This window comes from Treponema denticola (assembly GCF_024400535.1).
Taxonomy (GTDB): Bacteria; Spirochaetota; Spirochaetia; order Treponematales; family Treponemataceae; genus Treponema_B; species Treponema_B denticola_C.
This window is the reverse complement of sequence record NZ_CP038800.1, coordinates 133165-145341: the sequence shown is the minus strand read 5'-3', so window position 1 is coordinate 145341 and position 12177 is coordinate 133165. Positions and strand designations below refer to the sequence as shown.

The window sequence follows — 12177 nt, the reverse complement described above, 5'->3', positions numbered from 1 at the left end:
TTGACGCCTACGGCGCGGAGGAAAAATGTAATGATAAGTGAAAATGATGTTTTCAAACTCAATGAAATGATACTTTCAAAAAATAGTTGTAATAGCAATATTTCACTTAAAGATGTTTTTCTCTCTAAAGAACTTATAGGTATTTATATATCCGTATTTTTTATCATATTGATTTCAATAATAATAAAAAATACGGAATATAAACATGAAATATTAATGGTTATAAGTTTAGTAATACTGTTTTTTTGTTTTTTATATTTATTTTTGGTTGTTTTATTCATGACAATTAAAAGTTATTATGATACAACAATTGAAATCTTAAATGTTAGTAAAAATGCCGCAAAGACATTCATAATAGAAAAAGAATTAAAGCAAAAAATATCTCATTTTATAGATGAGTTAAATTCAAAAGATTCAGATTTTCCTGCAAATTATATAAAGCATTTAAAGAATGAAATTAATAGTAATGTAAATAACCATGAGTTAATATTTGGTAGGATTCAAACTTTGAGTTTAATTGGAATGGTTATTGCATCTCTTAATGTAGCATTAAACTTTAAAGAACTTATAAACAAAAATAATTATATTGAAATTTTTATAATAGTAATTCCAATCATTGTAAGTTATTGGATATATATAGAAAAAAAGAAAATAAACAGAATTAACAAAATTATCTATTATGTAAGTGAATGGAGGGCAAATCTAACACCCGCTTCAACGCTGACAACAAGGACAACCGCAAATGCAGGTTAAGCGGAAGTTCAACATACAGTCCTATGGACGGGTAATGGAAATTAATAGAAGTATATTTTAATGTCAAAGCAAAATATCTATAATAACGAAATCTTTTTTAAAGGCTATAAAACAATCGGGCAGAGAAAAGTGCTGTAATAAATAATTGATTTTGGAGAACCACTAGGAAGTTGCCTCAAAAAATTCTGTATCAATAATACATCTTTTAGATGCTGTAAATAAATTCTGTTTTAAAATAAACATTCGGAAAATTTTCAGAAGAAAACTACCAAAAACTTGTAGAAGCAGTTATAAAACTTATCTCAAACAAATAAATCAAATAAAATCCACCTTAACCTGACATTACATGGTAATTATGAGTATGGAAACCTATGAAAATATCTTTATAAATTAGTATAAACCTTGACAAATCGCACTATAAATAGTACTATTTATAGTGCGAGGTGATTATATGAATATAACAATAACTGCTAATGATTTAAAAGTTAAGGGTGTAAGTTTAATTGATTCTGTAGTAGAAAAAAATGAAAGTGCAATTATTTCAGTTCATGGTAAAGATAAATATGTAGTTTTAAAAATTTCCGAATATAATAAATTGCGTGAATTAGAACTGGAAAATGCTATAAAAGAAACAAAAGCTGATATAGCATCAGGCAAATTTTATACCGACGGAATATCTGAACATATGAAGAGAGTAAGCGGTGTATAAAATCATTTTTACAGAATCATATGAAGAAAAGGCAAAAAAATTCCTAAAAAAACATCCTGATTTACAAAAACAATATCGGAAAACTTTAGAACTTATGGAATTAAACCCTTATCATCCTTCATTAAGATTACATAAATTTTCTGAGTTATTTTCCATTTATATAAACATGCAATATAGGATAGCAATTGATTTTCAGATTGAAAATGAAACAATAATTCCAATAAACATTGGCGATCGTAAATTAATTTACGGATAGAAAAAAATCTTATAGACTTTGCTTCTGCAGATATAAACAATAGTCTTTATATATAATATTATTGTTTCAAAACCTTGTATTTTTGTGCAAAAAAATGTACAATAATATTAACTGAGGTCTTATGATTACGGCAATGACAATTACAGAGGCGAGAAAGAAAATAACATCGCTTGAAGATACAATGGATTATGATGATACTATTTCTATAACCAATCATGGGAAGGAAATTTTTGCTCTAATAAAATGGGATACATATGAGAGTATTTGTGAGACTTTAGAAATTTTATCGGATGAAGAACTTTCAAAAAATCTTGCTATTGGTGTCCAACAGATTAAACAAAATAATTTGTTGGATTTCGATTCATTTAAAAAAAGCCTTTCATGTACACAGTAAAACTTACTGAAATTGCTGCAAACTATATTGCTTCATTGGACAAAAAGCATGATATTTATGAATTGATGAAAAAATACATCAAAACCGGATTGCTGGATAACAAATAGAATCTACCATGTAATGTTGGGAATGGTAATCAAAGAAATATTGGTTGATTAACAGATTGTAAGAACTTGTTTTTTGCGATATTATTATATAAAAATATTACTGAGAAAGGGAATAAAATGGCTATTCGTAAAGTTATTTTTTTAACACTCTTAATTATGATGCTTTCAAGCTGTACAACCTCCGGTTATGATAGTTTTCGAACAAGAGAAAGCTCCTTTAACCAAACACAAATCGTTACGAGTAATTCTGCTTTTTCAAAAGAAATGATAACAACAATCCTTGAAACGAAATTTCCTCCAAATAAAATTGTTTCTATAGCGATTTTATTTATAGATAAGCAAAGTCCATATTCTACAGATTTTTCTATTGAAATAATGAAAAAAAGTAATTTAATAAACGGAGTAGAAAAATTTGTTTCTGTACCATCAATAATGATACCAAATAAATTAACTTTTGATGATATTCAGCAAATTGGAATTCGCTCACTTTGTGAATATACTTTAGTCTTTTATTCAGAATCAAGAACAGAGATGTCATTCACCCAATTTATAAAAGGAGAGATAGAATTTAAATCTGATGTTGAATTTTCATTAATAGATAACCAAACGACTGCAGTAATTGCTTCTGATAGACTTGTAACAAAGATAATGAAAAAAAATAAGTTTTTTAACGATAAAATTATTGAACAAGCAAAAAATGAAGTATTTAATGAACAAGCAAATATTTTAGCAGTTAAATTAAATGCCCTTTTTAGTAGTAAATACCAAAAAAAGTAACCACTTAAAACAGATATATAAAAAATGAGTGATACAAGAATTATTAATATTTCTAAAATAATAGCAAATGACTGTTATGAAATTTCAAAAAGCTTTGAAGAACAACAATGGCAAAAACCAATTGAGCAATATATCCAATACATGGATGATCAAAACAATGGTTTAATTGATGTTCTATTGGCTAAAGATAATAATAAATTTGCAGGATATTGTATAATTCAATGGAAGTCAGAATACACATTCTTTTATAAAAATAATATTCCTGAAATAAAAGATTTGAATGTCTTAAAAAAGTACCAAAGAAAGGGAATTGCTACGGCATTATATGGAAGAAGCGGAAAGACGAATATTTTATAAGAGTAATTTATGCGGTCTTCAAGGTTGTTGTAGATGATGATCTTACTATTGCATTGTTAAAAGCAAAAAAGGAGAACTAATGCAAAAAAACTTTTCAGACCTAAAAACAAAAATAGATAATCTCTTAAAAGAAGATACAGAGGAAAAAATAGTTCTTATCCTACAAGATATAATGTACACCCTTTTATCCGATTATGTATTTAAAATACAAGGAAATAAGAGCTTTGTTATAATTGATCCCATCGAAATAGAAGCGTATTTTTTTAAAGAAGCTTGCTTTGAAGATGATTGTGTGCATCGCAATGAAAAGCAAAAAAACAATTTCGGGAAGCTCTATGTGCATAAAACTAAAAACAATCATTTAAAAGGCGGAACAAGGAAGGGTATGGACCTTTGTCTTTCCGACAGTGAAAGCTATACCCTCGCCTTCTTAATAAGAAGTGCCTATGTAAACAGTATGAAAAACAGAATTTACGGTCCGTCTTTGTTGACTGATGGAGTCTTTGAAGAGCTTGGATTTGATTATAAAACAGACTATGGTAATCTTGAGTCCAAAAATGTGCTTTTCAAAGAAAAAAAACCGGAAGCCGAATTTTACATAAGTACAAGAATAAATGTAAATTCAAAGATGCAGAGCTCTCTTTTAAGAATGGTGCGGATAAAAGATAATTATTTTACAGGCTTAAAAGAAATTAATAAACTTAAAGCCGGCCTGTTTCCATTGATTAATCATACAAAATGATGTATATTGTATGCAAGGAAGCTCGATATGCCGCTATTGCAAGTAAGAGAATGTCCTGAAGATATTTATAGAAAAATTACTTATGCCGCAAAGAGTGAAAATAGAACTATTGCACAGCAAATCATTATTTTACTTGAAAAAGCCTTGGGGCAAGAAGAATCAAATATTTTGCGTCGGAAAAATATTCTAAAAAAGATTCAAAGCCGGGATGTTTCGCATGAAATAAAAGCTGTAAATCCTGTAGAGCTTATCAGAGAGGATAGAGACAGGTGATTATAGCTCCTGATTTATTTGTTGCAGAGATCACAAATGTTTTATGGAAGTATTATAAAGCCGGACTTATAACACATGAAGATTGTATTCAATATGTACAAGACGGGCTTGATATGGTGGATGATTTCATCGATGCAAGGACTTTATGGAAAGAATCTTTATCGGAAGGAATCAAAAATAATCATTCAATTTATGATATGTACTATTTGGTTTTAACTAGAAGAAATGACGGTACATTAATTACTAATGATACTGCCTTAGCCGAGATTTGTAAAAAAATGAATATAAAAGTTTGTAATTAAAAATAGGATTTATTATTTGTATAGAGGAAAGAAACATGAATTTAATCGAATTTTTTGGAACTACGGTAAAACCTAAAATTACAAAAGGCAAAAATATGCTGAATCCCATACCTACAGGTAAGATCACAGAAGGTGTTTTTTGTATAAGGGATAAGGATGTAAATGTCTTTTTAATCAAAACAAAAAACTACTATATAGCAATAGATTCGGGCTATAAAAACAGTGAAAATCTGATAAATGGCTTAAAAGAGCTGGATATAGACAGAAACGATGTAAAATACCTTTTTTTAACCCACTTGGATTTGGATCATGCGGGCGGTATTGACGGAAGATGTAATAATATTTTCCCGAATGCAAAAATCTTTTTGGGAAAAGAAGAAGAAAAATATCTTAAATCGATTTATTTCCGCAAAAAAGTGCTCTTTTTTAACCTAAAAACCCCTATCAAAATCTTTAAAGATTATACCTGCCTTGAAGACAGAGAAACCGTTAATTTGGATGAAAACAGCATAGAAGCCGTTCTTACTCCAGGCCACACCCTTGGACATCTTGCTTATATCTTGAACGATAAAATCATTTTTTCCGGAGATTGCCTTATAATGAACAGTGAGGGCGGCTACAGTATGTATGACCTATGGAACATTGATACGGCACAAAATATACGCTCTCTATTTAAACTAAAAGAAATAGCTCTTCAAAAAAAATGTGAAATGCTCATAAGCTCCCATACAGGTTTTACTGCCGATATCGAAAAGGCTTTTAAACATATAGATGAAGCTCCTGACTGGAAGGCCAAAGGATTCAAGTTTATCGAAAATGCCGTAGAAAATCTTTATGAGTAAAAAATATGAAACTTTTTAAAACATCAAAAGAAATAGTAGATAATTTTTCTCAGAAATTTAATGAAATGGCGGAAATTTCCTCGAACCTAAATAACGAGCAAGTTCTATCTGTCTTTGAAGGTTGGGAAAGAGTTATAGGCGATAAAAAACTGGCTGCATATTGCGAGCTTTATGATATAAAAAATGAAACGGCAATCATAAAAACCGAACATACAGGCTGGAGTCAGCAGCTTTTAATGAGGAAGAAAAAAATCATATATAATTTTAAAAAATTTTATCCGGCGTTGGAGGTAAAAAATATTTCGATTTTTGTTGAGCCCGAATTTGAACTAAAGAGAAATTCTGATGTATCTGAAAATCTTAATCAGAACTTAAATATAGATATTGAAGAAGATAATCCAAAAACAACTGAAGAACCCGATAAACCTCTTCCTCCCGAATTAGCGAAAGCTTTAAAATCCCTAAAAAAATCCATATTAAAAAAGAATAAGTGAAAGGCAACATATTCACAGTTATTCAAATTTAATAAACAAGTTATCCACAAGTAAAAATTGGAGAATTTTATAAAATCTTTTTATATCGATATCTTTTTTTGGAAAAAGTACGAAAAAAGGTAATAAAACTCTAAAAAGTCCATCAAAAAGGCTGTTTTAGGCTTATTTTTACTTATCTTGCAATTTAAAATGTTTCACGTGAAACATTGCTTTTATGCTTAATTTTAAGCTAAGTTTATCACAAGTTATCCACAAGAGGAATTAATTCGATTTGGCACTCTTTTTGCTCAAGACTTAAAAGAAATCTTTTGCGATCTAAACCTGCGGAAAAACCGCCTAATTTTCCGCCTGTGCAGATTACCCTATGACATGGAATTATAATCGGGATAGGGTTTTTTCCGTTTGCATTTCCTACGGCACGGCAAGATTTGGGATTGTTTAAATTTTCTGCTATCTGTTTATAGGATCGAGTTTTTCCATAGGGAATTTTACAAAGCTCTTTCCACACGGATTTTTGGAAGTCTGTACCTTCAGGAGAAAGCTGTACCGTAAATTGTTTTAAACTTCCTTCAAAGTATTTTTGTAATTCTTCTTTGGTCTGTTTGCATATTTCTTCTGCCTTTGTAAAATTATTCTGAGTTCTTTCAGGCTGATTTATAAAGGAATCTCTTTTTATAAATCTTAACTCTTTTAGACCGGAGTTGTCAGCAATAATAAGTATCGTTCCTATTGGGCTGTCAAAATTTTCGTATACCATAAATACCTCTGTCTTAGTTTTCATTTAAAAGTTTTCCAAACAAGGTTCAATTAAAAAGGCTTGTTTTATCTCTTTAAAATCTTCTTTGGCTTTTTCAATAAGCGCTGTTTTACTTTTTGCCTTATTATTAAGCTTTATAGCCTTGATTAAGATGTTTTTAGGCGTATGTTCCGTTTCGATAAATTCCTCAACGCTTACCCTATACCCTTCTGATTCCAGTAGTTTTCCTCTAATTGTATCAGTAAGCAAGGAAGCAAATTTTTCTGTAATAATACCGTAATCAAGCATCGGAGATAACGGCTTTATAACCTTATTTCTGTTTTTACGAATTTGAGTATTAAGCTCGTGTTGGCAGCAGGGAACTGCGAATATTATTTTTGCATTGCTTTTGACAGCCTTGGCTATAGCCAAATCCGTTGCCGTATCGCAGGCATGGAGGCTTATTACCATATCCGGCGGCGCATTAAACTTAAATCGGCCTATATCTCCGACTTCAAAGATAAGATTGTCAAAACGGCATTCCCGGCTTAATTTATTACAAAAATCTATTACATCTTCTTTTAGATCCAAGCCGCATATTCTAACGGGCAATTTTTCAATTTCAGTTAAATAATAGTAAAGGGCAAAACTTAAATAGGCCTTCCCACAGCCGAAATCCACAATTTGCAGCTCTTTTTTTTCCTTTAAAATATCTTTTAGTTCAGGTAAAACGGATTTTATAAATTCCAGATATTTATTTATCTGCCGGAATTTATGGTATTTGCTTTGAATAATCTTTCCGTCATCGGTAAAAAAGTTAAGTTTTTTTAAAAAGAGCGGCATATCGGAAGAGTTTAAAATATATTCTTTTTGCTTATTGTGTTCAAAACTTTCGTTTATCGATGCATTCCCTTTACTTAAAAGTTTTTCTTTTTTTATCTTGTTTGTCTTAAAATGAATGCTCCCTTTATTGTTCTGTAAGAAAATAAGTTGATTATTTGAAGAGTTAAATTCTGCAATCTTAAATCCAAAAAAAAGACTCTCGAGTTCTTTTTGCAAATTTTGAGGTAAAAGATTTTTATGAGAAACCTTTGCATCTTCAAAGATTTCAAGTTGATATTGTTCTTGATTTTTTAATATTATTTTTCTCAATTTTATTTTTTGAATCTGTGAATCTTTTTTTACTGGCTTTGAAAAAAAGCCTGAAATAATATTATGCTCAATACAAAGTTCCGCTGCTTTTTCTGTTGATACTGTATTCATAAAAATGCTCCGGCAATATTTTATCATAAAGCCCTATGTGATACAAGACTGCAAAATGTTTCACGTGAAACATTTAATTTGTTTTAATTATATAGATAAATATGTAACTGATATAAATGCACTGTGAAAGGAAGGATTATCTAAAAAAGAGTGATCCCGTTGTCATAAACCTATTGACAAAAACCCTGTTTTTAGGGTAATATGAACCCTACATTTTGGAGCGATGGCCGAGCGGTTGAAGGCGGCGGTCTTGAAAACCGTTGTGCTGAGAGGTACCGGGGGTTCGAATCCCTCTCGCTCCGCTATTGTTTGTGATTGTACGAACTCTGGAGTGGTGCGAGAGCGGTCGAATCGGGCTCCCTGCTAAGGAGTTGTACCCTTACGGGTACCGGGGGTTCGAATCCCCCCTACTCCGAATAGTTTTTGAGGCTATAGCTCAGCTGGATAGAGCGTCAGATTGCGGATCTGAAGGTCGGCAGTTCGAACCCGCCTAGCCTCGTTAATAGCCGGCTGAAGATTTCAACCGGCTTTTTTATTTTTGGAGAGATGCGAGAGCGGTCGAATCGGGCGGTCTCGAAAACCGTTGTACCGCAAGGTACCGGGGGTTCGAATCCCCCTCTCTCCGTTTTATAACGGAGAAAAGATTTTACTGTAAACGCATTCCTTATTTTGGAGAGATGTCCGAGTGGTCGAAGGTACACGATTGGAAGTCGTGTGTGCCAGAGATGGTACCGAGGGTTCGAATCCCTCTCTCTCCGTCCCGGGGCCTATGCAAAAAAGGTTTTTCAAACCCCGTCAGATCCGGAAGGAAGCAGCGGTAGATTAATTCTTTTTGTGCCGTAGTGTTCCCGGGTTTTTTTATTTTAAGCCTTATTGACCTTTTAGCAAATAACTATTATCATATACCTATGGCCTTTGCAGTAAGTCAGCAGATAAACAGATATTACAATCTATATAAAAATATTGATGTAACTTTCTCAAAAGAAGTCGTTTCTACCCTTAATTTTGAGCCGAAGCAGGTTTTTGTACGTTGTTCCGGCGGACAGTGGCCATGCATTATCAATTCGGCTTCTATGACAAAGGCTAAAATAATTTGCGGCAAAAAAAGCGGTTTCCTAGACAGATTGAGGAGCGGTATAACATCCGTAAATATAAGATTTGCTTTTTTTGATGCTGAAGGAAAAGATTCTCTTTCTTTTTTTGTTGCAGCTAAATTGGTCGGTATTTCTTCTTATGAGGCCGGGGACCAAGATCTTGTATTAATAACTTTCGAATATACCCAAAGAGCTCCGGATGATTTAATAGAAAAATTAGGTATCTTACTTGAAGCTAATATCAATTCACAAAAACGTCAAAATGAGAGAATTGTTATCACTCCTGAAATAAGCAGAAAAATAGGTCTTGTAGAAAAAGGAACGGTTGTGTATATTGATGCCGTTCCCAGGCGCTGTCTTATTAGGGACCTCTCTTTTCCGGGGGCTAAAATTCTTCTTGTCGGTATTGCTAACTTTTTAATGAATAAAGAAATAATTCTCCGCTTTGCTTTTGATGACCCGCAGTCTGTTTTCGGAATAAAGGGAAGAGCTATAAGGACAGAACCTGTTGAAGGCAGGAAAGACTTGGTTGCTCTTGCAGTTCAGTATTATCCGAAGAGTATTCCAATGATGTATAAGATGTACTTAAATAAGTATTTTTCGGTTATGCGTAAACCGGCTTCGGATGGTTTTGGAGATGACTTTTTGGAAGATGTGGCTCCTCCTACATCTTTTGAGCCTGTTTCGTCTCCTATCAGTAGCAATACGCCTCCTCTAACACCGCCCCCTGCTGATTTGGCTCCGGAACAAATTCCTTAATAATGACCTGCTGAAATTTCAAATTACCATATTTAGGAGAAAAAATGCAAAATCCTATCGATTCGCTTTTATATGTACAAATATCGGCTGAACAAGCCGGTAAGATTTTTGAACATCTTGAGTCTTCTATTCCTCTTCCTATTCAATTATCCGAACCTAATCAAAAAGAAGATTTTAAGGCCGAAGATATGGAACCGGAAATGATTTTGGCCGGAATGCTTACCGTTTTTGCGTATGACCGGGAAAATCCCAATATTGCATATTATCGAAAAATATTTAATTTGCTCCGTCCCGATATCCGTAAAGAAATGACTCAGGCTGCAATCATCAAAATCAAAAATAATGATTTTGATATGGCTGAAGAGATTTTACTTTCTCTTGAAGGCTTAAATCCCGATGACGGTATAACCAAATTAAATCTTGCTCTTTTGATGGAGGAGCGTGCTCAATTCTGTGAGATGAGAGAGCTTTTTGATGATGCTTTGAGCTTTAATAAAAGAGCCGAAGAGCTTTATTCAGAGCTGATACTTTTTGAGCCTCCTTTGCCGGCCGCTTTTTTTAATGCTGCATATTTTTTTATAAAGCAGAAAAATTATATAAAAGCCAAATCTCTTTTAAAAACATATTTGGAAATAGAAAATGACTCTTCAGAAACAGCCGAATTCCGAAAAGCTAAGGCTTCCGAGATGCTTAAAACTATTTCGGAGCAATCTCTGGACGATGAGCTTTTCCAAAAAGCCCATAAATATATTGATTTAGGCGAAGAAGAAAAAGCTGCCGAAAGTATAAAGCTTTTTTTGAGAAAAAATCCCAAGGTTTGGAATGCTTGGTTTTTGTTGGGCTGGGCTTTAAGACGAATGGGCCGGTGGGAAGATGCCCGATCTTCTTTTTTAAAAGCTATTGAACTTTTAGAAAATTCCGAAATTTCAGACAAAGAACCTCTTTGCAATGTTTACAATGAGCTTGCAATTTGTTTGATGGAGTTAAAACTTTTTGGTGAAGCTGAAAAATACCTTATAAATGCCCTGAGTTTAGATTCCGAGAATATAAAAATTATTTCCAATCTCGGCACCCTCGCCCTAAAACAGGGAAAACAAGAAGAAGCCGAAGCCTTTTTTAGAACCGTTTTAGAAATAAATCCTGACGATAAAATCGCTTTGAGTGTTTTGGGTAAATAAAGCAATTAAAAGTAGAATACAAAAAAAAGTGCCGTCTAATTTGACGGCACTTTTTATTCCTTTTTAATTTATTTCCCCTCTCTTAAAACATATGAAAGGCATAACTCTGCAGTGTTATAAATAGATTCAAAAAAGGTTCTTTCAATACCGTGCGAAGTATAAACCGTCATACCGAAAGCGGCATGTTTTAAGTTATTGCCGTGTATAAAGGCGCACATTCCATCCGTGCTATAGCGGTGGTAAAGTTCAACTGAATACGGAATGTCTATCTCCTTTGCCATTTTAATCAGCTCGGTTGTTAAAGCTCTGTCGTAGTTGAACAGTCGGTCTCCTGCCACAATGGAAACACTTCTTTCAGTACCGCTGTTATCGGGACCAATCACGCCTATATCAATTGCGGCGTATTCTCTAACTTCAGGCGGAACATAGGAGCCTCCGGCGTTTACTTCTTCGTAATAAGGGAAAGCAAAAAGAGTTCTGTATTTTGGTTTTTTACCGGTAGTTTTTAAGTATTCTAAAACTGAAAGGGAGGCTGCAACAGCCGCCTTATTATCTAAAAAACGCGATCTTATTCTGCCGTTAGGCATGACTTCAAAATAGGGCTCGGGAGCAATCCAATCTCCAACTGAAATTCCTAATTCTTCAACAGACTCTTTTGAATCTACTTCTTCGTCCAACAAAAAACGCATATTAACATCAGTACGGGGCATATCCTTGGCATCATCAAAAACATGAACCGAATGGTGTTGTAAAGCGATGTAGCCTGTGTATTTTTTCATATCGCGGGTAAACAAATAGCATTTACTGTGCTCCAAACTGTGATGGTTTAAGCCTCCTAATTCTTTTAGTGAAAGCGAGCCGTCTTCGTTTATACAGCGAACCAAATAGCCTAATGTGTCCATATGTGATCCTACCAAAACCGTGCGGCTGTTATCTTCTCCTTCTGCTTCAATGTAAAAGCAATGCCGCTCGTCTTCAAAACTTTTGAATCCCAAACTGTCGGCGTATTCCTTTAAAACGGGATTCCCCAACTCGTAAAATCCGACAGGGCTGGGTGTGTTGATGACTTTTTCCAGCGTTTCCAAAAGGTATTCTGCCTTAATTCGTTTTTTGTGTGCATCTAAAAACATAAACTTCTCCT

The 12177-nt window shown here is 33.2% G+C and carries 16 protein-coding genes, 5 tRNA genes and 1 other RNA gene; 19 read left to right on the top strand and 3 right to left on the bottom strand.

Going from position 1 to position 12177, the window contains the following annotated elements:
- Positions 1 to 30 precede the first annotated feature (30 nt).
- The 11 genes from E4N78_RS00665 (at position 31) to E4N78_RS00615 (ending at position 6006) form a co-directional block, all read left to right on the top strand.
- On the top strand, positions 31 to 753 hold the full coding sequence (locus E4N78_RS00665) for a hypothetical protein (protein WP_255811198.1): 723 nt from the start codon (positions 31 to 33) through the stop codon (positions 751 to 753).
- A 451-nt stretch (positions 754 to 1204) separates the two neighbouring features.
- Positions 1205 to 1462 (top strand): type II toxin-antitoxin system prevent-host-death family antitoxin, encoded by a 258-nt coding sequence (locus E4N78_RS00660; protein WP_255811197.1) that lies wholly within the window; start codon positions 1205 to 1207, stop codon positions 1460 to 1462.
- Positions 1455 to 1718 carry a type II toxin-antitoxin system RelE/ParE family toxin gene (locus tag E4N78_RS00655; RefSeq protein WP_255803142.1) on the top strand — a complete coding sequence of 88 codons (264 nt, stop codon included), beginning with the start codon at positions 1455 to 1457 and terminating at the stop codon, positions 1716 to 1718. The genes E4N78_RS00660 and E4N78_RS00655 overlap by 8 nt, the downstream gene beginning before the upstream one ends.
- A 121-nt stretch (positions 1719 to 1839) precedes the next feature.
- Complete coding sequence (locus tag E4N78_RS00650; RefSeq protein ID WP_010694015.1) at positions 1840 to 2112, top strand: type II toxin-antitoxin system Phd/YefM family antitoxin; 273 nt, start codon at positions 1840 to 1842, stop codon at positions 2110 to 2112.
- 224 nt (positions 2113 to 2336) lie between these two features.
- Complete coding sequence (locus E4N78_RS00645; protein ID WP_255811196.1) at positions 2337 to 2996, top strand: hypothetical protein; 660 nt, start codon at positions 2337 to 2339, stop codon at positions 2994 to 2996.
- 24 nt (positions 2997 to 3020) lie between these two features.
- On the top strand, positions 3021 to 3353 hold the full coding sequence (locus E4N78_RS00640; RefSeq protein ID WP_255811195.1) for a GNAT family N-acetyltransferase: 333 nt from the start codon (positions 3021 to 3023) through the stop codon (positions 3351 to 3353).
- 79 nt (positions 3354 to 3432) lie between these two features.
- The gene (locus E4N78_RS00635) at positions 3433 to 4095 is read left to right on the top strand and encodes a hypothetical protein (RefSeq protein WP_255811194.1); all 663 of its coding nucleotides are present in this window, start codon (positions 3433 to 3435) and stop codon (positions 4093 to 4095) included.
- A 27-nt stretch (positions 4096 to 4122) separates the two neighbouring features.
- The gene (locus E4N78_RS00630) at positions 4123 to 4368 is read left to right on the top strand and encodes a hypothetical protein (protein ID WP_255811193.1); all 246 of its coding nucleotides are present in this window, start codon (positions 4123 to 4125) and stop codon (positions 4366 to 4368) included.
- Positions 4365 to 4670 carry a type II toxin-antitoxin system VapC family toxin gene (locus E4N78_RS00625; protein WP_255811192.1) on the top strand — a complete coding sequence of 102 codons (306 nt, stop codon included), beginning with the start codon at positions 4365 to 4367 and terminating at the stop codon, positions 4668 to 4670. Before E4N78_RS00630 ends, E4N78_RS00625 begins: the two co-directional genes overlap by 4 nt.
- 35 nt (positions 4671 to 4705) lie before the next feature.
- Positions 4706 to 5512 (top strand): MBL fold metallo-hydrolase, encoded by an 807-nt coding sequence (locus tag E4N78_RS00620; protein WP_255811191.1) that lies wholly within the window; start codon positions 4706 to 4708, stop codon positions 5510 to 5512.
- Between the two features lie 5 nt (positions 5513 to 5517).
- Complete coding sequence (locus tag E4N78_RS00615; RefSeq protein ID WP_255811190.1) at positions 5518 to 6006, top strand: DciA family protein; 489 nt, start codon at positions 5518 to 5520, stop codon at positions 6004 to 6006.
- A gap of 238 nt (positions 6007 to 6244) precedes the next feature.
- Here E4N78_RS00615 and E4N78_RS00610 read toward each other — a convergent pair whose 3' ends face one another.
- Complete coding sequence (locus E4N78_RS00610; RefSeq protein WP_370645017.1) at positions 6245 to 6763, bottom strand: methylated-DNA--[protein]-cysteine S-methyltransferase; 519 nt, start codon at positions 6761 to 6763, stop codon at positions 6245 to 6247.
- Between the two features lie 24 nt (positions 6764 to 6787).
- Positions 6788 to 8005 carry a class I SAM-dependent methyltransferase gene (locus E4N78_RS00605; protein ID WP_255811188.1) on the bottom strand — a complete coding sequence of 406 codons (1218 nt, stop codon included), beginning with the start codon at positions 8003 to 8005 and terminating at the stop codon, positions 6788 to 6790.
- Positions 8006 to 8222: 217 nt separating this feature from the next.
- Between E4N78_RS00605 and E4N78_RS00600 the strand changes: the two genes are divergently transcribed.
- The 8 genes from E4N78_RS00600 (at position 8223) to E4N78_RS00565 (ending at position 11036) form a co-directional block, all read left to right on the top strand.
- Positions 8223 to 8307 (top strand) — tRNA-Ser (locus E4N78_RS00600).
- A 26-nt stretch (positions 8308 to 8333) separates the two neighbouring features.
- A tRNA-Ser gene (locus E4N78_RS00595) sits at positions 8334 to 8420 on the top strand.
- Positions 8421 to 8430: 10 nt separating this feature from the next.
- Positions 8431 to 8504, top strand: a tRNA-Arg gene (locus tag E4N78_RS00590).
- Between the two features lie 41 nt (positions 8505 to 8545).
- Positions 8546 to 8630 (top strand) — tRNA-Ser (locus tag E4N78_RS00585).
- A gap of 46 nt (positions 8631 to 8676) precedes the next feature.
- Positions 8677 to 8763, top strand: a tRNA-Ser gene (locus tag E4N78_RS00580).
- An RNA gene (gene ffs, locus E4N78_RS00575) (signal recognition particle sRNA small type) lies at positions 8764 to 8862 on the top strand.
- 51 nt (positions 8863 to 8913) lie between these two features.
- Entirely contained in the window at positions 8914 to 9858 is a 945-nt protein-coding gene (locus E4N78_RS00570) for a cyclic di-GMP binding protein (protein ID WP_255811187.1), read from the top strand.
- 44 nt (positions 9859 to 9902) lie between these two features.
- Positions 9903 to 11036 carry a tetratricopeptide repeat protein gene (locus tag E4N78_RS00565; RefSeq protein ID WP_255811186.1) on the top strand — a complete coding sequence of 378 codons (1134 nt, stop codon included), beginning with the start codon at positions 9903 to 9905 and terminating at the stop codon, positions 11034 to 11036.
- A 68-nt stretch (positions 11037 to 11104) separates the two neighbouring features.
- On the opposite strand, the gene E4N78_RS00560 is transcribed toward E4N78_RS00565, so the two are convergent.
- Entirely contained in the window at positions 11105 to 12166 is a 1062-nt protein-coding gene (locus tag E4N78_RS00560) for a zinc-binding metallopeptidase family protein (protein WP_010693997.1), read from the bottom strand.
- Positions 12167 to 12177: the final 11 nt, after the last annotated feature.